This window comes from Rossellomorea sp. KS-H15a (assembly GCF_024195245.1).
Lineage (GTDB): Bacteria > Bacillota > Bacilli > Bacillales > Bacillaceae_B > Rossellomorea > Rossellomorea vietnamensis.
This window is the reverse complement of record NZ_CP096886.1, coordinates 3,979,398-3,999,225: the sequence shown is the minus strand read 5'-3', so window position 1 is coordinate 3,999,225 and position 19,828 is coordinate 3,979,398. Positions and strand designations below refer to the sequence as shown.

Genomic DNA, 19,828 nt, shown 5'->3' with positions numbered 1-19,828 from the left:
TATACTCCATGGCAGATTTTTTAAAAAATTGAGAAAATATTCGTTTTATACTATAATAAGATTGTAATTTCTTACATAAGGGGGATACGGTATATGAAAGTGGAAGCGCTACCAGTGACAAAGGGAAACTATAATCTTGAAAACTATGAAAATACGTATGATTCATTCGATTGGAAAGAGGTCGAGAAGGAATTTTCATGGGCGGAAACAGGTCGCGTCAATCTTGCTCACGAAGCGATTGACCGGCATGCAGTGTCTTTCAGGAAGAATAAGGTCGCTCTTTATTACCGAGATGCAGAACGTGATGAAAAATATACGTACTCTGATATGAAGAAGATGTCGAACAAAGCAGGAAATGTATTGAAACGGTTTGGGGATGTGGAAAAAGGTGACCGTGTCTTCATCTTCATGCCAAGATCACCGGAGTTATATTTCTCCGTACTGGGTGCGATCAAACTCGGAGCCATCGTGGGACCGCTATTTGAAGCATTCATGGAAGGAGCTGTCCGGGATCGCCTGGAGGATAGCGAAGCAAAGGTTCTCATCACCACTCCCGAGCTATTGAAGAGGGTTCCTGTAAGTGAACTGCCGAATCTGAAGCATGTCTTCCTTGTTGGGGAAGAGGTGGAGGAGGATGATGTTCATGTGGACTTTATGGCTAAATTTGCTGAAGCAAGCGATAAGCTCCAAGTGGAATGGGTGGACCGGAACGATGGTCTCATCCTTCACTATACGTCCGGTTCCACCGGAAAACCTAAAGGGGTCCTTCACGTCCATAACGCGATGATCCAGCATTACCAAACGTCTAAGTGGGTATTGGATCTACAGGAAGAAGACGTGTATTGGTGCACAGCGGATCCAGGCTGGGTCACAGGTACTTCTTATGGAATCTTCGGCCCTTGGCTGACTGGCGCCTCCAATGTCATTGTCGGGGGACGTTTCAAGCCGGAGAACTGGTATAAAACAATTGAAGACTATGGTGTGACGGTCTGGTACAGTGCACCGACTGCCTTCCGGATGCTGATGGGTGCAGGGGATGAAGTCGTGAAGCAATTCGACCTGAGCTCCCTGCGTCATATCCTGAGCGTTGGGGAACCTTTAAATCCCGAGGTCGTCCGTTGGGGGATGAAGGTATTCAACCTGCGCATCCATGATACGTGGTGGATGACGGAAACGGGCGGACAGCTGATCTGTAATTATCCAAGCATGGAGATCAAACCGGGCTCCATGGGGAAACCATTCCCTGGCATCAAAGCCGCAATCGTCGATGACCAAGGAAATGAAGTACCACCTTACCGGATGGGGAACCTGGCCATCAAAAAAGGCTGGCCATCGATGATGAATCAGATCTGGAACAACCCACAGAAGTATGAATCATACTTCATGCCTGGCGATTGGTATGTATCAGGGGATTCCGCTTACATGGACGAAGACGGATACTTCTGGTTCCAGGGCCGGATCGATGATGTCATCATGACATCTGGAGAAAGGGTAGGTCCTTTCGAGGTGGAAAGCAAGCTCGTTGAACATCCGGCTGTCGCAGAAGCTGGTGTCATCGGGAAGCCCGATCCTGTCCGCGGTGAAGTCATCAAAGCATTCATCGCCCTTCGTGACGGATACGAAGTAACGGACGAGTTGAAAGAAGAGATTCGCCAATTCGTGAAAAAAGGACTCGCTGCCCACGCGGCACCGAGGGAAATCGAATTCCGCGACAAGCTTCCGAAAACTCGAAGCGGAAAAATCATGCGCCGCGTATTGAAGGCATGGGAGTTAGACCTGCCGACAGGTGATTTGAGTACGATGGAAGACTGATAGATGTGTTGGATGGACCCCTGCTCTTTGTGAGTGGGGGTTTTTTTGTGGGGTGAGTATTTTGGGGGGACGAAGTAATCAGGTGTGGCGAAATTTGTCGTTTTATGCAGACAGGCAGATAAAAATAAAAAATGGCAGATAACCATATAATCCGGCAGACAAATGACGAAAATGACAGATATATTCTCAAAATGGCACGAATCAAGACATCTGTCCATCATCACACAAAAAAAGAGGGAGACGTCACATCGACGTTTCCCTCTTTTCAATCAATCATCAGTTCTGCGCTGGTGGTGGATCCGGTTCTGTAGGTGGTTCGGTTCCTCCACCGTCACCACCGCCGTCTCCGCCTCCATTGCCGCCATCATCTGCAGGAGGTGGTGGCTCCGGCTTGTCCGGTTTATCGGGCTTTGGAGGTGGATCGGCTGGTTTATCACCAGGTGGTTTCGGATCTGTACCTGGTTTTTCAGGTTTCGGATCCGGTTTTGGTGCCGGTTGTCCGATCTGGACCGTGTTAGAACGGGCCGATTCTTTACCGGCGACATCGACGGCAACTACGTAGAAATCACCGTTTCCAACCGATACTGCTAAACTGGATCCGGACTTGACGCTTCCGACTTTTCCGCCGGATGTCCGGTATACTCTATATCCGACCACATCGCCGCTTGCGGATGGTGTCCATGTGATTTTGTTCCCGTTTCCGCTCGCATTGACGGTTCCAGGAGCTGCCCCGTCATCGGAAATCTTGTTCTCCGCGATGAGGACGTTTTTAAATCGTTCGTCTCCATCCGGGATCAGTTTGTCCGGATTTCCAGGCACTGCACCGAAGATGTTTTTCACAAAGTCAGGGTTCAGGATGACACCCGGCTGTGAAAATTCTGCCGGCGTATTCGGCAATGCCAGGTATTTCTTTCCGTTCACCATGACGTAACGACTCATAAGTAAGCTGTCATCCGTTTTGGTAGGAACGTATTTTGCATTGAATAAATCACTTTTAACAAGTCCCGCCTGGCTGCATGCTTCAGATGGAAGCAGTCCCGAGATGGAACAGAAGGATCTTCTGACGACCCCTTCCGGCTGTTGGAACGATGCATCAGGATCGATCAGATCGGGCGCAAGGTCCCTGACATCATTCAGTAGATACGACCATAAGCGGATGTTACGCAAGCCGTAATGTCCGTACCGGGCACGGGATCCAGGAGTGTTCAGTGACGAAGGTGTGTCGTAGCCGAACCAGGTCCCAAATGTGATGCTCGGATTCGTTGCTACAAACCAGTGATCTTTGTATTCCTGACTCGTTCCGGATTTCCCGGCCCAGTCTGAATTAAAGTTCAGGAAGGTTTTCGCATAACGTCCCGTACCAAGGTTATGATCCAGGGTATCCCTCATCATATCGATCGCTAAATAAGCGGTTTGCGGACTGAAGACATCCACAGGTTCTGTCTTGTGTTCAAAGACGACATTGCCGTCCTTGTCGACGATCTTGTCAATCATGAAGGCATCGATGAATTTTCCTCCATTGGCAAAGGTGGTGTAGGCATTTACGTTTTCTTCGACCGTGACACCCGTCGTCGTTGCCCCGAGAGTAAGGGACAGGTTGTTGTCATATCTGCTTGAAAGGGATTCGAAGCCCATTTTCAATAGAAACTCTTTAAATGGATTTCGGTTGTAAATATTCGCATATGTTCTGACCGCTGGTAGATTCAATGATTCTGCCAGGGCGAATCTTGCAGGGAAGAGTCCGCGCTCCCTGAACGAATAGTTTTCCGGTTTCCAGCCATTGATGTTGACGCCCACATCGGGAATCGGTGATCCCGGTGAGATGTAGCCGTATTCGAGTGCTGGTCCGTAAGCGAGCAAAGGCTTCATGGTAGAGCCGTTTGATCTGTGTGATTGAGTGGCATGGTTGATTTGTTCCAATTTAAAATCCCGGCCGCCGATGAAGCTGATGATGCGGCCCGTTTTGTTCTCGATCATCACGGCGCCGACCTGAACCGGCTCCTCGATTTCTACTTCTTTCCCTGTGTCAGGGTCTTTTACCGTTCTGGTTTTGGTAGGACCGTACATGTCATACGCATCCTTTGTTTTTTGCATCTGGTCATAGATCTTCTTGTTGATGGTTGAATGGATTTCATACCCGCTTTGACGGACATTGCGGTCAGCAAGCGTCTGGTATTTGTCTTCAAGTTCATCATTGTTTTCAAGATCCTGTTCAGAATATCCATCTTTCTTGGCAAGCACATTTTTCATGATTTCCACTGCCCTGCTTTCGAGTTCGGCAGTAAGCCATGGGTATTGCTCTCGAGGTGATGGCTTTGGTTTCACGAAATCATTTGAGATGTCATAGGCAACGGCATCGTCATATTGCTTTTTCGTGATGTATCCTTCCCGGTGCATCCGGTAGAGGACCGTGTTTTTCCGGCTCATCCCGGCTTCGAGATTCTCTTTGATCTCCCCATTATTCTTGAATGGTGTGTAAGAGAAGGGAGCCTGTGGAAGTCCAGCAATGAAGGCTGACTGTGGCAGGGACAAATCCTTGGCGTCCACTCCGAAAATCCCTTTGGCAGCCGATTGGACACCTGCGATATTTTGGCCGGATGAGTTCCGTCCAAGAGTCGCTACATTCAGATACGCTTCCAGTATTTCATCTTTATCAAAAAATCTTTCCAGGCGAAGAGCGAGAAGGATCTCTTTCGCTTTTCTTTCAAATGATACTTCATTCGTGAGGATCTGATTTTTGATCAGCTGTTGAGTGAGTGTACTCCCGCCTGATTGGGTGGCTGAATTCGTGAATTCCTGTAGGACGGCGCGCATGATCGCTTTCGGCACGACACCGTTATGTTCGTTGAAGTACTCATCTTCTGTTGCAATGACGGCATGCTGCAGATCTTTCGAAATATCTTCAAGCTTCACTTCTTCCCGTTCCAGGTCAGTCCGAAGTTTCCCGAGATAGACATCGTCCGAGAAGTAAAGTCGAGAGGTTTCTTCGTAGTTGTAGATGTCCTTTTTCATTTGGTCATAAGGACGGATCGGTTCTTCCTTGACGAGTGAAGCGAAATAACCCGCTCCGACTCCTCCTGCAAATGCGAATCCCAATACAAAGAGGACGATCAGGATCAAAGACAGGTTCCAGAATACACCGTATGTAATTCTTGCTCGTTTTTGTAGTCTAGTATTTGAAAAGAACCTGATTGCAGGGTCTAATTTTTCACGTAATATGTTCCATTTTTCCTTCATATATCATTCCCCCCAGAACATTCCCATTATAGCATAATTACAGGAAGGCTGTCGTAAAAAGTCAAATAAAATGGTCTTTTATCATGCATTTAGTTGACTATTATTTTGGAATATGGTAAAAACCTAATATAGTGATTGTAATGATCATCCGTCATCAATCGGATTTTTGTACAAATAATACATGCAATGAGAGGAATAAGTAGTCTGCCTTCCCTGTTACGAAGAGAGTCAGTGGGTGCTGTGAACTGACACAAATGGCCGATGAATTACATCCTGGAGCTTTTGTCGTGAACCTTAGTAGCGGCAAACGGTGAGAGCCGTTATCTCTATGAGTGAAGGATGTTATTCCTTAATTTGGGTGGTACCGCGCGACAGCGTCCCTGCATATATGCAGGGACTTTTTTGTTGTTTGCACGTTGAAATTAAAGGAGGAAGAGAGATGGATTTATTAAAAGACTTGGAATGGCGTGGGATCACGTACCAGCAAACGGATGCTGAAGGCTTGAAGGACTTATTGAATAAAGAAAGCATTTCGATTTATTGCGGGATCGATCCGACAGCGGACAGTATGCATATCGGTCATCTGCTTCCTTTCTTGACGCTTCGCCGTTTCCAGAATCAAGGGCATCGTCCACTTGTACTGGTTGGAGGGGCGACAGGTTTGATCGGTGACCCGAGCGGTAAAAACGAAGAGCGTAAACTCCAGACGGTTGAAGCGATCCAGGGAAATGTAGCAAGCATTAAAGGACAGCTCCAAAGCATTTTTGACTTCGAAGGGGAAAACGGTGCCGTGATGGTGAATAACTATGACTGGATCGGTGCGATGGATGTCGTCACATTCCTTCGTGATTTCGGAAAGCATGTGGGTGTCAATTACATGCTGGCTAAAGATACGATCTCGTCCCGTCTGGAATCGGGTATTTCATTCACTGAATTTACGTATACGATCCTTCAGGCGATGGACTTCAATCACTTATATGACAACTACAATTGTAAACTGCAGATCGGTGGAAGTGACCAGTGGGGGAACATTACGACGGGCCTTGAACTGATCAGACGCACACATGAAGAAGAAACGAAGGCATTCGGCTTCACGATTCCACTTGTAACGAAAGCGGACGGAACGAAATTCGGTAAAACGGAAAGCGGGGCGGTATGGCTCGATCCGAAGAAAACGTCTCCTTACGAGTTCTACCAGTTCTGGATCAACGCAGCCGATGCGGATGTGGTGAAATACTTGAAGTACTTTACCTTCCTTTCTCATGAAGAAATCGACGCACTTGCTACTTCCGTTGAAACAGAACCTCATCTTCGCAAAGCACAAAAGACGTTAGCGGAAGAAATGACGAAGCTGATCCACGGAGAAGAGGCCCTTGATCAGGCGATCCGTATCACTCAAGCGTTATTCAGTGGTGACATCAAATCATTATCAGCTTCTGAAATACTGGAAGGCTTCAAAGATGTCCCATCTTTCGAACAGGCAAAAGGAGAAGAAATCGGATTGATCGATCTCCTCGTTAATGCGAAAATCTCGCCATCCAAACGTCAGGCTCGAGAAGATGTCGGAAACGGTGCGATTTACATCAACGGTGAGCGTATCACGGATCTTCAGCATGTGATGGGCGAAGGGGACAAGATCGAAGGACAATTTACGATCATCCGCCGAGGAAAGAAGAAATATTTCAGAGTTCAGTACGTATAATAGAAAATACAATCTTTCAGCGCGGTATCCGTTTCTCTCATTAGGAGCGGGTACCGTGCTTTTATTATGGGAATTTCATGTTTTTCAGCACAAAAAAAAACACTGCCCATAGAATGGACAGTGTCTCTTTCACAAAGATTAACGAGAGTAGAACTCAACGATAAGAGCTTCGTTAATTTCAGCTGGTAATTCAGAACGTTCAGGAACGCGTGTGAATGTACCTTCTAATTTGTCAGCATCGAAAGTTAGGAATTCAGGAACAAAGCTGTTCACTTCCATCGCTTCTTTGATGATGTCAAGGTTACGTGATTTTTCACGAACTGAGATTGTTTGACCAGGAAGAACGCGGAATGAAGGGATGTCTACGCGAGATCCGTTCACTGTAACGTGACCGTGGTTAACAAGTTGACGTGCTTGACGACGAGTACGAGCAAGACCTAAACGATAAACAACGTTATCCAGGCGGCACTCAAGTAGCGCCATGAAGTTTTCACCGTGTTTACCTTGTAATTTGCCAGCTTGGTCAAATAGGTTACGGAATTGACGCTCAGTTACTCCGTACATGTGACGAAGTTTTTGCTTCTCTTGAAGTTGTAAACCGTATTCAGAGATTTTTTTACGTTGGTTAGGACCGTGTTGTCCTGGAGCGTAAGGACGCTTTTCTAATTCTTTACCCGTACCGCTTAGAGAGATTCCAAGACGACGAGATAATTTCCAGCTTGGGCCAGTATATCGAGCCATGAGAGACTCCTCCTTTATTGTTTTTATTTTGTTGTAAAATAAAAACACCTGTGAATAAACAATTATGTGCATTTTGTTTTCATGTACCTTCGCCCTAGCAGCAGAGGGTTACAAGATACACCTCAACGTAGAGGAACAAAATACGAGCATAAAGGACTTCACTGAAGCTGCATTATTTTACACAAAGAATATTATATGATGCGAGAGATTAGAAGTCAAGGAAGTATTTTATAGTTTCCTGAAAAGAGCGATCTGGATTGCACAAACAATATAGTTCATAAGTCATTTGTTGTGATATAATAAAAGTTGAAAATTATGTTAAATAGGTGAGCAGATTTGCAGGAATCAAAGAGAGAGAAATTTCTTCGATATCTATTGATCGGTATCTGTCTGCTGGTCGTATTGGGAGGTTCCCTTTATTCCTCCTCATCCGATAAAGTCGAGGAGATCAAACCATCCACACATGCCCAAGTATTGTCCAGGGGGGACGAAAGTCGGAACCCGGTCATCGCAGTGGCGAAGGTGGTAGAAGAGCAGCCGGTCCTTGTCATATATGAAATTGATCAAAAAAACCAATATTACTTTAAGGTATTACATAGTGTGTCGTTACACAATCCAGTGAAAACGCTTCGTGTTACAAAGGAACATAATGGGGTCTGGGTCCAAATGGAAGAGAAGAAGTGGATACTGTTTTCCGAATCGTTAGAGGTTTTACAGGAGCGGGAAAGTGAACCGTCTTCCGTCACTTCAAGCCGGCAGCCCTTTCATATTCAGGAGGGCACCGGATTGATCAGCATTCCCCGGGGATCCCGTGATGTCCGACTGGATCTTACAGACAAAAGCGGGGAACCGGAAGAAATCCATTCCTTATCAGGAGACGATTCAGTATGGCTGGTTGTCTTTCAAAAGGATATGGTACTGGCCAGGAGCCGGTGATGTAATTCGTTTCACAAACCTTTCAGGTGTGGGTGAGAAAAATGTACGTTATTCAACATGCTCTGCATGAATACAAGTCCAAGCTATTCGATTTAATCTATGAAGAAATGTCAGCAGATGCAGATCATTCTGTTCAATTGCAAAAATGGCTGACGGTTGTGAAGGATTGCCTGGATATCGATCAGGCATTTTTATATTTTTATACCGATTCTACTTATTTCCTATATCAACCCCATCATCATGGTGGTGTTCCCCTCACACTTGCTGAAGCGACAGAGGAGTATATTCTCAGGCCGATCTTAATAGAAAAAGAAGATCTTTCTTCCATTAAGTTTCACTTTACGAAGAGTGATGGAAGTCCTTTGGCGATCCTCCAAGTGAAGACGGAGGATTCGAAAGGCTGGGCCGATGAAAGCTGGCTTCATTCCTTTTGGAAGGCGAGCAATCAGTTTTTACAGCATACAGGCAGCATCCAGACCGTCCTTGAAGACGAGAGAAGATATAGGGAATTATTCAAAGTGACAGAGATCTTCCATTCAACGAGGGACGTTCATACCCTCCTCGTACAGGTCATCGAGACATTGAAACAGGTATTCCCGATTGATGAGTTCCGTTTGTTATTGTCCAATGACCGGTATGACTTCGGCGAACTGCCCATCAAGAATTTTGATTTTGAACGTGCCAATGAATCGGCCATGCAGGCATTTGTCAACGGAAGCATTGAGTCCTGTGAAGAAGATATCCTTTATGCCCCATTAAAAGGGAAGCAGGGGATCTACGGGGTCCTTGAGGTGAAGTCCGTTTCCCGTGATTTTACAGATCAGAAGATCGAGTTCATCCGCCTACTAGCCTATACAGCCGGGAGTGCCCTGGAGAACGCCAAGCTTTATGAACAGTCGAAGAGACTTATCACCGATCTTCAGCTTATCAATGAAACGTCCCATCAACTAAACTTGAATTTACGTTTATCTGAAACGGTCCTGTTTTTGAAGAAGCAGATCAAGCGTTCCTTCCAGGCATCCGCCATTGGCTTCGTCCTCCTTCAAAAAGGGGAGTACACCATTCTGGACGAAAGCTCCCCGATCTTTTCTGAAGAGATCGGCAGGAGTTATATTTCGTACGTTAAGAAGCGTATTGAAGAGGAGAGGGACTCCATCTTCTTAGGGGATGTCAGCGATCGATTTGAAGAAGCGACTGCTTTTCCGTCGCTCATGGCTGCTCCAATGGTTCAAAATGAAGCACTGATTGGATTCTGTGTGGTGCTCCATAAGGAACCGTATATGTTTTCGTTTGATATGTACAAGCTGCTGCAGTCGTTCATCCATCACTCCACCCTGGCCATCACCAATGCCACCCTCCGTGAAAAATTGGAGCATATGGTCATCACCGATCACATGACCAAATTGTTCGCACGGAATTATTTGGATGATGAAATGGAATCCTCCATGAATCAGGATGAACTGGGAACGCTGCTCTTGATCGATATCGATGACTTCAAATCCATCAACGACAACTATGGTCACCAAATCGGGGATGAAGTCATCATAGAAGTGTCCAATCTCATCAAGGGAATCGTCAACCACCACGGATTCGTCGCAAGGTGGGGAGGGGAAGAACTGGCAGCCTATCTGCCTTCCCTTTCCCTTGAAAAAGGAATGGAAATCGCGGAACGCATCATCAAGGACGTCCCATTGAAAACCGATCCATCCGTCACCCTATCATGCGGATTATCCATCTGGAGAGCAGATGATGACCACTGCCCTAAATCCGTCAAAGAACTAGTCAAAAAAGCCGACGAAGCACTCTACCTGGCCAAAAATAATGGAAAGAACCAGGTAGTAAAAGATTGTCAATAAACAATACAAAATCAACAGGATGAGCCGATAGTGGTTCTTCCTGTTTTTTGTTGGAAAACGTCATAAATAGGCACAACTTCCTTTATCGCTTTAGTGTAAACGCTTTCTTTTTCACCCGGAGTATCATATTCTAGAATAGTAGTTACTTAGACTTAAAGGGAATACTGGGAGGAATACTGTATGAAAGATGAGAAGCGTTTTGAAACAAGGGTGATTCACGAGGGGTATCAATCGTCTCAGCATTTTGATAGTTTAGCACCCCCTTTATACCAAACTTCTACTTATACCTTCGCAAATGCGAAACAAGGTGAAAATCGATTTGCCGGTGAAGAAGAAGGATATATATATTCAAGATTGGGAAATCCGACGGTATCCATATTGGAAGAACGGATGGCTTCATTGGAAGGCGGGGAAGCGGCCCTTGCATTCGGTTCAGGGATGGCAGCCGTAAGCGCGGTGCTGTTTTCATTGACAAAATCAGGTGATCATATTCTTTGCTCCCAAGGGGTGTATGGCTGTACGTTCGGACTACTCGAGCTCCTGCAGGAGAAATTTGCGATCGGACATGATTTTTCTTCCATGGACTCTGAAGAGGAAATCCGAGGGAAAATCACGGAAAACACCAGCTGTATTTATGTAGAAACCCCGATCAATCCGACCATGCAGCTCATTGACTTGGAACTCGTTGTGAAGGTTGCCAGGGAAAAGGGGATTCCGGTCGTGGTGGATAATACGTTCTGTTCACCGTATCTGCAGCGTCCGCTTGAACTAGGATGCGACATTGTCATCCACAGTGCAACGAAATATATTGGCGGACATGGAGACGTCGTTGCCGGCCTTGTTGTCGGTACACAGGAAAAAATGGCCGAGATCCGCATGACGACCCAAAAGGATATCGGCGGCATCATTTCCCCATTCGATGCATGGTTATTACTGAGGGGATTGAAGACACTGGCTGTACGGATGGACCGTCATTGTGACAGTGCTGAAAAGATTGCCGAATTATTAGCCGGGCATCCTGCCGTGGAAACGGTCATCTATCCCGGACATGAGAATCACCCTCAGCACGGGGTAATGAAGAAACAAATGAAAAAACCGGGCGGAATGATCTCCTTCACGCTGAAAGGATTCAAGGAAGAAGCGCAGAAGTTCATGGATGATCTAGACATGATCAAGATTGCCGTCAGCTTGGGGGATGCGGAAACATTGATCCAGCATCCCGCTACTATGACTCATGCCGTCGTGCCGGAAGAGTCGAGAAAGAGCATGGGAATCAATGACTCGCTTCTGAGGCTTTCGGTGGGACTTGAGGCACCGGAGGATATTTGGAGTGATTTATCACAGGCGCTGGATAAGGCAAAGTAGTCTCCAGTTCATATTTTTAAAAAAGGAAACAAGCGCGTGCCATATATCGTGGCACGCGCTTGTTTGGTTAGGCTGTCTTCATCAATCATTCATGGCTTGTTCGAGAGTCTTGATGTTTTTCTTCATCAATGTAAGATAGTTTTCATTGTTTTCAATGTCTGATTCTGTTAATACAGAAAGGTTATGAACCTTCAAGGGCTTTGCATTGATTTCTTTCTGGATGATTTCAGCAATCCGGGTCGTAACATTTTGTTCGAAAATGACATAATGAATAGAATGCTCTTTAGCCGTTTCAATGATTTCCTTCAATTCTTTTTGGGAAGGCTCATCGGTAGGAGAGAGTCCCGCAACAGCCAATTGTTCAATTCCATAGGCATCCTCCCAATATCCATAGGCAGCATGGGAAACAAGGATCTCTGGATGGTCACTTTCTTGAGCCAATGATGTAAATGCAGCGTCAATCTCTTCCAGATCTTTTTTCAATTCATCGAAGTTCTGGTTGAATGCATCTTTATGTTGGGGTTGAAGATCAATGAGAGAGTCACGGATATTTTCAGCCAACCCAATGGCACGGTTTGGATCTAGCCAAACGTGAGGGTCATAATCCCCGTTATGGTGCTCCTCTTCATGATCCGCATCACTTTCTTCGTGGTGTTCTTCTTCATGAGCACCTTCTCCCTCTTCGTGATGCCCTTCTTCAGAGTGATCGTGAGAGCTTGCGATGACATCTACTCCCTTTGTAGCCTTAACCATGATCGTATCCTCGTTTTCCAGGGATTTAGTGATTTTTTCAGCATAAGACTCCATCCCAAGTCCGTTATAAATAAACAGATCTGATTCTGCAATGCTCATCATATCTTTAGATGTCGGTTCAAAGGTGTGGGCGTCAGAACCGGATGGGAGCAGGGACTCCGCCTTTACCATATCGTCTCCTATACGTTCAGCGAAATATTGAAGTGGATAAAGCGACGTCATGATGCTTATTGGTTCAGCAGCAGATTGACTGTCGTCTGTCTTTTTAGCAGTCTGATTACAGGCAGAAAGAAAAGTGGATAACATAAGTACAAGTGAAATGAACAGGTATTTTCTCATTGTTAACTCCTTTAAATTGAATGTAATCATCACTTTATCGTAATCATTCCGTTTTGTAAATAAGAATAATTCCGATTTAAATCCGATTTTTCGTTGCGCGTCAATCATTTGTGTGGTTAAATACTTTTAAAGCGTAATTGTTACGATTTAAGTTGATACTGTTGGTGATTCTTTGATTGAGTGGCTCCTCATTGGTGAAGATATACATAGATCTACATCATACCTAGTGAAACGGAACAAGTTTAAAATGGAGTGAAAATCAGTCCTGTATCATGGAATATTTACGGTGCGAGGATAGTGTCCGTAATTTGCCACGTCATCTAAATCGTAATGATTTTGATTTTAGTGAGGAAGGAATGGAAAGCATGAAAGTACCAGTAACAGTTTTAAGCGGCTATTTAGGATCAGGGAAGACGACGTTATTAAATCATATTTTACACAATCGGGAGAATAAGAAAATTGCGGTTATTGTGAATGATATGAGTGAAGTGAATATTGATGCGGCCCTCGTCAAGAGCGGAGGTTTTACCAGAACAGAAGAAAAATTGGTGGAGCTTCAAAATGGCTGCATTTGCTGCACGTTAAGGGAAGACCTCATGATTGAAGTACAGCGCCTGGTCGATCAGGGGGATATCGATTATATCGTCATTGAGTCCACCGGGATTTCTGAACCTATACCGGTTGCCCAAACCTTCACGTATCTGGATGAGGAAATGGACATTGACCTTACGAGTAAAACAAGGCTGGATACAATGGTCACGGTTGTGGATGCCAATCGTTTCTGGCACGACTTCGCCAGTGGGGAGACATTGCTGGACCGGAAGCAGGCAACAGATGAAGGAGACACAAGGGAAGTGGTGGATTTACTGATCGATCAAATTGAGTTTGCCAATGTGATTGTATTAAACAAGATCGATTTAGTGGAAGACGAGGATGTCATTGAATTAAAAGCGATGCTTCAGAAGCTGAACCCGGGTGCACAAATCATTTCTGCTACTCACTCCAACATCCCGTTGAATCAAGTACTCGATACGAAACTGTTTGATTTTGAAGAAGCAAGCCAGGGAGCTGGTTGGATAAAAGAATTACAGGAAGAACACACTCCTGAAATGGAGGAGTATGGAATATCTTCCTTTGTGTACCGTCGAAAGAAACCCTTTCACCCTGAACGCTTCATGAAGTGGATGGAAGAATGGCCGGTGGATATTGTAAGGGCAAAGGGCTTCTTTTGGCTGCCGACCCGTAATGACATGACAGGCTTATTATCGCAGGCTGGTCCCTCGATTATCATCCAGGGAGCAGGAGAGTGGGTGGCTGCGTACCCTGAAGTTGAAAGAAATGAAATTCTTGCTGAAGAAGTGGAATTGAGAGAGAAATGGGACCCGATTTATGGAGATCGAATGAACGAGATCGTTTTTATCGGGCTGGAGATGAACAAAGAAGAAATAGAGCAGTCATTAGACGGTTGTTTATTAACAGACAGGGAAATGGGAGAGGATTGGACTGCATTCCATGATCCAATTCCAGGATTTATTGTAGAAGATTAATAGAGATGCACGTAAGCGGTTTTTACATATTCATACTATCTGGGATAAAAAAATGAAAGAGTTCCACTGAATGATTTCTTCAGCTACATGAAAATCTGCGGACCCTATCACGATATATCAATACATTAGTCATAATGCAGGCCTAGGAAGAATAGAAGTAGTATAAAGCTTAAAACGTAATGATTTCGTTTTGTTAAGAGAGGAGTTCTAGAATCTTTGAAAGGATTAAAAAAAATAGGACAGGACCTGACTGGGCTTTTTCTATTCATATTGATCATCGGAATGTTTTTAGCCGGTGAATTTATAAAAGGTTGGGTACCGGATGACGTTTTCGAAGGTTCTCTGGTGAATGTCATCACGATTTTCTTAAGCATCCTGTTAGAAGCCATCCCCTTTATATTAATTGGCGTATTTGCTTCGGCTCTCATTCAAGTATTTGTGTCAGAGAGTTTATTACAAAGGCTGGTTCCGAAGAGATTCCCTTATCTGGCGTTGTTGCCTGCCGCCTTTGTAGGTGCCCTGCTCCCGGTTTGTGAGTGTGCCATCGTACCCGTGGCCAGAAGGCTGATAAAGAAAGGTATGCCGACACACCTGGCCATCGTAATTATGGTGACAGCCCCGATCCTGAACCCGATCGTCCTGCTTTCTACCTACTATGCGTTTCAAAATAACCTTACCGTCGTCATAGGGAGAATGGCGATTGCGTTCATTGCAGCACTGATCATTGGGGCGTTATTGTACAAGCTGTTTGGCAGGCAGAATCCTCTTAAGCAAAGAAGTCACGATCACGAACATCATCACGAGCATGATCATGACCATTCATCGAATAAACTGATGCAAACCCTCGTCCATGCCAGTGATGAATTTTTTGATATGGGGAAATTCTTAATCATCGGAGCCTTGTTGGCAGCTTTGTTTCAAACGTATATTGACCGTGAAGCCATAGTGACATTAGGCTCGAACAATTGGGCAGGACCTGGAGTCATGATGGGGTTTGCGTACATTATGTCCCTATGCTCCGAAGCAGATGCCTTCGTTGCATCTTCGTTAGGCAACCTGTTCTCAACGACATCCCTTCTAGCATTTCTTGTGTACGGTCCGATGATCGATTTCAAGAATACTTTATTGATGCTTGCCTATTTTAAAAAGCGCTTTGTCTTATTATTTATGGCAGTCGTCACCGTTACCGTTTATGTCATAACAGTGGGTTCTCAAATTTGGTTATAGGGAGGGATCGTAAAATGAATTCATCCGTTCGATTTCATACGTATATTAGGGGAATCATCCTGCTGGGTTATGCATTACTTTTACTTAAGCTTTTTTTGACCTTTAATCTTCAGTACTTCATCGCCCCGAAAATGAATGGATATCTGTATTTTGCATTAGGGGTGTTTCTTTTGCTCGGGGCCATTCAGGTCATTCGTGGAACATCATCCAATGCAAAGAGTCATTCATGTAATTGTGAAGGACATGAACTGCCGAGAGGGGCGATGAAGTCCTTCATGATCTATACACTGTTTGTCTTCCCTGTCGTTCTCGGGTTCCTGCTGCCTGATAATGTATTGGATAGTGCCGCTGCGGCAAAAAGAGGCGTGAAGATCGGCAATACGATGTTTTCCACCCCACCGGCAATTGACGGTCAATCGAAAAAGACCGGGGAGCTAAATCAAAATTCCATGCATGGTTTGCAGCCAAAACTGGATTCATATGAAGACTTCCCTGTCGAGGAAGACTTCGAAAAGCTCAAAGACATCGTCGGGAGCAAAGAAAAAATCATTGTACGGGATGAACAGTATATTCAAACACTCAGTATAGTGGATGAGGAGCTTGAACAGCTTGTTGGAAAAGAAGTGCAGCTGACAGGATTCATTTATAAAGATGAAAGTTTCAGCGGGAACCAGGCTGTCATTTCAAGATATGTAGTATCCTGCTGTGTGGCCGATGCATCGGTATACGGATTATTGGTCCAGGACACGAATATGGCGAACCTGGAGCCCGATACATGGGTGAATGTAAGTGGGATCCTGGATGCCGTGGATTTTAATGGTCGGAAGATGCCGGTCATTACCCATCCGGTATTTGAAGAAGTCAAACAGCCCGAGAATCCTTATGTGGAAGAATTTTATATTAAAATTGAATAATCTTGGCTGATGGCATTAAAAACAGGAAGGTACCCGATATAATGGGTTCCTTCCTGTTTTTGGGTTTTAATCTTCTAAATAAGCCTGCTTCGACTTCTTTGCACTGACTCCATACAGTTCAAACATAAAGCCGTAGATGAACGTCGTCAAGAAAATCGAACTGACCATGTCGAGTACGAAATGTTGTTTGACAAAGAGGGTCGATACAATGATCAACGATCCCATGACCGGCACAAAGACCGAGTGGAAACGGTGTTTATCTTGAATATTGAAATTGCCGAGAATGATGGCGAATGTCGTTAAGACATGGATGCTCGGGAAAGCATTATAAGGCTGATCATGGCTGTAGATCATCCGGACCAGGTCGATAAACAATCCATCACCCGTCAGTTCCGGGCGAGGTACGGTCGTTTGAAAGTAAAAGTAGATCACAAAACAAACCAATTCTCCGATGAAAATAATGCCGAGGGTTTTCAGGAATGTAGGGACATCTTTATACCAGAAGTAAAAAAGGTATCCTAAAATAAAGGCGTACCATAATATATACGGCACAATGAAAATCGGCACGAATGGGATCCATTCATCGAGTTGGGTAGATAAAATGACTGCTTCACGGGTATCCGTATTTAATAGCGTGTATATAAAACCTAATGCCGGCATCACCAGCAAACATAGTAAGTAGGGTAAGTCTTTTTTCTTAGCTCTCATATTACACCTCTTTTTACCTGTACTCCATTCTGGATATTGTATGGGATATCACAGGGTAAAGTTCTCATGTACGGTACTCTTTTCCCTATAAAAGGAGCAGGGAAACGTGAACTTTTTAACAAGTAACCGAATTTTTCCCAGCACAAAAAAACACCCTGACGGAAATGTCCTATTCCCGGCAGGGCTTTATCCCTATTATACAGGATTAAAGATGTCTTAAAAGTTCATCTGTGAAGATTTCCAAATACTTCTGGTCATCTTCATCAAATCGTGCTTTTTCAGGGCTGTCAATGTCGAGGACCCCGATCAGTTTTCCATCTTTGACGAGAGGGATGACGATTTCGGATTGGGAGGCAGCGTCGCATGCGATGTGCCCGGGGAATTGATGTACATCCTCGATCCGCAGCGTCTTCTGTTCACTTGCAGCCGTACCGCAAACGCCTCTTCCTAAAGGAATCCTCACACATGCAGGCAGTCCCTGGAAGGGGCCGAGCACCAATTGATTGCTCTCTTCCTCCATTAAATAGAAGCCAACCCAGTTAATGCGGTCCATGAATTGGTTCAATAAGGCGGAAGCATTGCTTAAATTCGCAATCTGATTCGGTTCACCTTCCAGTAAAGCCTTCAATTGCTTCGTGACAAGACCAAAGCCCTGTTCCTTTGTACCTTGATATTTTTCTACTTGAAACATCATAAACTCCCCCAATTCTACATATTCTGCGCTATTTCATGTCTAAGCGTTACCGCAGGAACTCCAAGCGACAAATCCTGTCGAGAAATACTTAAAGGAAATCCATACGAAAACACGAAATCTTAGTGTAAACAAATTATAATAGAAACATCTATTGAACCATTTTTAGCATATTTCTTCATCGTCTTCAATGATTTAGTTTATTTCTGAAAAGTTTTTATACATTGATCCTCGCCACTGTTTTTTTCATTCGCCTAATATACATGAAAGAAGGGGAAATATGAAAAAACTAGATACCTCCAAGTCGACGAAAGAGTCCATTTTTAAAGCGGCTGTCTACCTTTTTTATGATCATGGATTCGATGGAACGTCCGTCAGGGACATTGCAAAGCGGGCGGACGTGAATCCTGCTACAATCTCCTATTACTTTAAAGGCAAGCAGGGTGTATTGGAAGCGTGCTTCACCCATTTCTTTGAACCGTACCTGCGTTTCCTTCAGGAAGAAGTGGAGGCGCTGAATTATGTCAGTGCCGATCTGTGCCTGAAGCGGGCCGTCTATAAAATATTGAAATTTCAAAGTGAAAATCATCAACTATCCCGATTCATCTGGAGGGAAGTATCCATCGATTCCCAGGTGGTCCGGGAAATCATTTCTTCGTATTTAATGAAAGAAAGGCATTATATGAAACGATTATTCGAGCAGGGAATGAAGGACCATGCCTTGAAAAAGCAGCCCGTCAGCTTCCTCGTCATCCAGCTCAAGTCCATGCTGACGATGCCATTCCTTAACAGCCAGCAGTTAAGGGAAGTGTGGCAGATGTTCCCGCAGGAATACTACTTCATTGATCAATATTATAAAAACATTGATCAATGGATCGATCTCTTACTCGTTTCTGAAGCGAAAGAGGTCATGAAAAAAGAACTGATCATCTGAAAGAAAGAACTCTTCTCCGATTGAAGAAGAGTTCTTTCCTTTTATTTCATCAAGGCTCTTCCTTGATCCAGCCCATCAGCCGTATGGGCATCCGATCCATAGACGATCTTGATCCCCATGGCGCGGGCCTGGGTGATGACATCCTGTGGCGGATAGGATTCCCCGCAATGAGGTTTCACGAACCCCGCCCCGTTATAATCAAGCTCCAAATCCCTTCCGGCCATTTCCTGAAGGATGAGGGAAATCTCATCGGAAAACGACTGGGATGCAGGAAACAGCTTCTGAAATTTCTTTACGAGAGTGATGTGACCGATACGCTTCGGCTTATAGGGGCCGAGCTCTGCCTGGATCGATTGAAGGACCGTCCTATAATACCGCTTATAGATCTCATCAACCGATCCATAATAACCGATCATGGTTTGGAACACTTCGGGACTGAAATCAAGACAATCCCATGTTCCTTGCTGATGCAGGAAGTGAACAGAAAGAATGCTGTCATCCATCCGTGGCCCATAGGTTGAAAGGAAGTCTTCCGTCTCTTTCTCAAACCCTTCAATATAATCCACTTCGAGCCCGGAGCGGATGGTGATCTTGTCCTTATATTTCTCCTTCAGGATGTCCAGTGCATCAAAATAGTCCCTGATACGCGACGGATCCATCCCACTATCCTGATCAGGCGTCGTATCCCTGAACCCGACCGGCAGCGGCGCATGCTCCGTAAACGTTATAGCACTATAATCAAGAGCCATCGCCCTCTCCACATACATCTCAAAAGAATCCCCACTCCCATGCGGACAAAACGGCGTATGCACATGCCCATCAACCTTAACCATCAGACTTCACATCCTTGTTAAAATAATCATTTGTGCTGTTAAATTGAATATGATAGAGATATTGTAAATTTGATAGTGAAATAAAACAGTATGGGAATATTAGCCCCAATTAGATAAGCAAATTGAAACTAAATAAGTTGATTGGAGTGGAAGGTGCTCGACTCCTGCGGGAAACGCTGGACAGGTGAGACCCCGCAGGCGCAGCCGAGGAGGCTCACCGCCAGCCCCGCGGA

Annotated in this window: 15 protein-coding genes and 1 other annotated feature; of the genes, 9 read left to right on the top strand and 6 right to left on the bottom strand. The window is 44.9% G+C overall.

Annotated features, from left to right (window positions below; genetic code table 11):
• Window positions 1–93: 93 nt before the first annotated feature.
• Window positions 94–1,812, top strand: a complete 1,719-nt coding sequence (gene acsA / locus M1J35_RS20515) for an acetate--CoA ligase (protein WP_224522172.1) — start codon at window positions 94–96, stop codon at window positions 1,810–1,812.
• 276 nt (window positions 1,813–2,088) lie between these two features.
• Here the strand turns inward: acsA and M1J35_RS20510 are convergent, their stop codons facing one another.
• Complete coding sequence (locus tag M1J35_RS20510; protein ID WP_254652173.1) at window positions 2,089–5,049, bottom strand: transglycosylase domain-containing protein; 2,961 nt, start codon at window positions 5,047–5,049, stop codon at window positions 2,089–2,091.
• 177 nt (window positions 5,050–5,226) lie between these two features.
• Window positions 5,227–5,434, top strand: a binding site (T-box leader).
• Window positions 5,435–5,488: 54 nt separating this feature from the next.
• Between M1J35_RS20510 and tyrS the strand changes: the two genes are divergently transcribed.
• Window positions 5,489–6,751, top strand: a complete 1,263-nt coding sequence (gene tyrS, locus M1J35_RS20505) for a tyrosine--tRNA ligase (protein WP_224522174.1) — start codon at window positions 5,489–5,491, stop codon at window positions 6,749–6,751.
• A 138-nt stretch (window positions 6,752–6,889) separates the two neighbouring features.
• Here tyrS and rpsD read toward each other — a convergent pair whose 3' ends face one another.
• Window positions 6,890–7,492, bottom strand: coding sequence for a 30S ribosomal protein S4 (gene rpsD, locus M1J35_RS20500; RefSeq protein WP_034765742.1), 603 nt, complete (start codon window positions 7,490–7,492; stop codon window positions 6,890–6,892).
• A 336-nt stretch (window positions 7,493–7,828) separates the two neighbouring features.
• Between rpsD and M1J35_RS20495 the strand changes: the two genes are divergently transcribed.
• The 3 genes from M1J35_RS20495 (at window position 7,829) to megL (ending at window position 11,649) form a co-directional block, all read left to right on the top strand.
• A complete protein-coding gene (locus M1J35_RS20495) occupies window positions 7,829–8,428 on the top strand; it encodes a hypothetical protein (protein ID WP_254652172.1) in 600 nt (199 codons plus the stop codon).
• Window positions 8,429–8,469: 41 nt separating this feature from the next.
• Window positions 8,470–10,284, top strand: a complete 1,815-nt coding sequence (locus tag M1J35_RS20490; protein WP_254652171.1) for a sensor domain-containing diguanylate cyclase — start codon at window positions 8,470–8,472, stop codon at window positions 10,282–10,284.
• A 180-nt stretch (window positions 10,285–10,464) separates the two neighbouring features.
• Entirely contained in the window at window positions 10,465–11,649 is a 1,185-nt protein-coding gene (gene megL, locus M1J35_RS20485; RefSeq protein WP_254652170.1) for a methionine gamma-lyase, read from the top strand.
• 81 nt (window positions 11,650–11,730) lie between these two features.
• On the opposite strand, the gene M1J35_RS20480 is transcribed toward megL, so the two are convergent.
• Window positions 11,731–12,741, bottom strand: coding sequence for a metal ABC transporter solute-binding protein, Zn/Mn family (locus tag M1J35_RS20480; protein ID WP_254652169.1), 1,011 nt, complete (start codon window positions 12,739–12,741; stop codon window positions 11,731–11,733).
• 365 nt (window positions 12,742–13,106) lie between these two features.
• Between M1J35_RS20480 and M1J35_RS20475 the strand changes: the two genes are divergently transcribed.
• The 3 genes from M1J35_RS20475 (at window position 13,107) to M1J35_RS20465 (ending at window position 16,429) form a co-directional block, all read left to right on the top strand.
• Entirely contained in the window at window positions 13,107–14,288 is a 1,182-nt protein-coding gene (locus tag M1J35_RS20475; protein ID WP_254652168.1) for a GTP-binding protein, read from the top strand.
• A 216-nt stretch (window positions 14,289–14,504) separates the two neighbouring features.
• On the top strand, window positions 14,505–15,515 hold the full coding sequence (locus M1J35_RS20470) for a permease (RefSeq protein ID WP_254652167.1): 1,011 nt from the start codon (window positions 14,505–14,507) through the stop codon (window positions 15,513–15,515).
• A gap of 14 nt (window positions 15,516–15,529) precedes the next feature.
• Window positions 15,530–16,429 carry a TIGR03943 family putative permease subunit gene (locus tag M1J35_RS20465; RefSeq protein ID WP_254652166.1) on the top strand — a complete coding sequence of 300 codons (900 nt, stop codon included), beginning with the start codon at window positions 15,530–15,532 and terminating at the stop codon, window positions 16,427–16,429.
• A gap of 66 nt (window positions 16,430–16,495) precedes the next feature.
• Here the strand turns inward: M1J35_RS20465 and M1J35_RS20460 are convergent, their stop codons facing one another.
• Both M1J35_RS20460 and M1J35_RS20455 read right to left on the bottom strand, forming a co-directional pair.
• A complete protein-coding gene (locus M1J35_RS20460; RefSeq protein WP_224522181.1) occupies window positions 16,496–17,137 on the bottom strand; it encodes a phosphatase PAP2 family protein in 642 nt (213 codons plus the stop codon).
• Window positions 17,138–17,342: 205 nt separating this feature from the next.
• The gene (locus tag M1J35_RS20455) at window positions 17,343–17,828 is read right to left on the bottom strand and encodes a GAF domain-containing protein (RefSeq protein WP_254653817.1); all 486 of its coding nucleotides are present in this window, start codon (window positions 17,826–17,828) and stop codon (window positions 17,343–17,345) included.
• Between the two features lie 280 nt (window positions 17,829–18,108).
• On the opposite strand from M1J35_RS20455, the gene refZ reads away from it, so the two are divergent.
• Window positions 18,109–18,762: a forespore capture DNA-binding protein RefZ gene (gene refZ / locus M1J35_RS20450; protein ID WP_224522182.1), complete on the top strand. Its 654-nt coding sequence runs from the start codon at window positions 18,109–18,111 to the stop codon at window positions 18,760–18,762.
• A gap of 41 nt (window positions 18,763–18,803) precedes the next feature.
• On the opposite strand, the gene hisJ is transcribed toward refZ, so the two are convergent.
• On the bottom strand, window positions 18,804–19,595 hold the full coding sequence (gene hisJ, locus M1J35_RS20445) for a histidinol-phosphatase HisJ (protein WP_254652165.1): 792 nt from the start codon (window positions 19,593–19,595) through the stop codon (window positions 18,804–18,806).
• Window positions 19,596–19,828 lie beyond the last annotated feature (233 nt).

Excerpts from the sequence above, each read along its gene's own strand:
- acsA (WP_224522172.1), top strand. The coding sequence starts at position 94 with ATGAAAGTGGAAGCGCTACCAGTGACAAAGGGAAACTATAATCTTGAA.
- M1J35_RS20510 (WP_254652173.1), bottom strand. The coding sequence starts at position 5,049 with ATGAAGGAAAAATGGAACATATTACGTGAAAAATTAGACCCTGCAATC.
- tyrS (WP_224522174.1), top strand. The coding sequence starts at position 5,489 with ATGGATTTATTAAAAGACTTGGAATGGCGTGGGATCACGTACCAGCAA.
- rpsD (WP_034765742.1), bottom strand. The coding sequence starts at position 7,492 with ATGGCTCGATATACTGGCCCAAGCTGGAAATTATCTCGTCGTCTTGGA.
- M1J35_RS20490 (WP_254652171.1), top strand. The coding sequence starts at position 8,470 with ATGTACGTTATTCAACATGCTCTGCATGAATACAAGTCCAAGCTATTC.
- megL (WP_254652170.1), top strand. The coding sequence starts at position 10,465 with ATGAAAGATGAGAAGCGTTTTGAAACAAGGGTGATTCACGAGGGGTAT.
- M1J35_RS20480 (WP_254652169.1), bottom strand. The coding sequence starts at position 12,741 with ATGAGAAAATACCTGTTCATTTCACTTGTACTTATGTTATCCACTTTT.
- M1J35_RS20475 (WP_254652168.1), top strand. The coding sequence starts at position 13,107 with ATGAAAGTACCAGTAACAGTTTTAAGCGGCTATTTAGGATCAGGGAAG.
- M1J35_RS20465 (WP_254652166.1), top strand. The coding sequence starts at position 15,530 with ATGAATTCATCCGTTCGATTTCATACGTATATTAGGGGAATCATCCTG.
- M1J35_RS20460 (WP_224522181.1), bottom strand. The coding sequence starts at position 17,137 with ATGAGAGCTAAGAAAAAAGACTTACCCTACTTACTATGTTTGCTGGTG.
- M1J35_RS20455 (WP_254653817.1), bottom strand. The coding sequence starts at position 17,828 with ATGTTTCAAGTAGAAAAATATCAAGGTACAAAGGAACAGGGCTTTGGT.
- refZ (WP_224522182.1), top strand. The coding sequence starts at position 18,109 with ATGAAAAAACTAGATACCTCCAAGTCGACGAAAGAGTCCATTTTTAAA.
- hisJ (WP_254652165.1), bottom strand. The coding sequence starts at position 19,595 with ATGGTTAAGGTTGATGGGCATGTGCATACGCCGTTTTGTCCGCATGGG.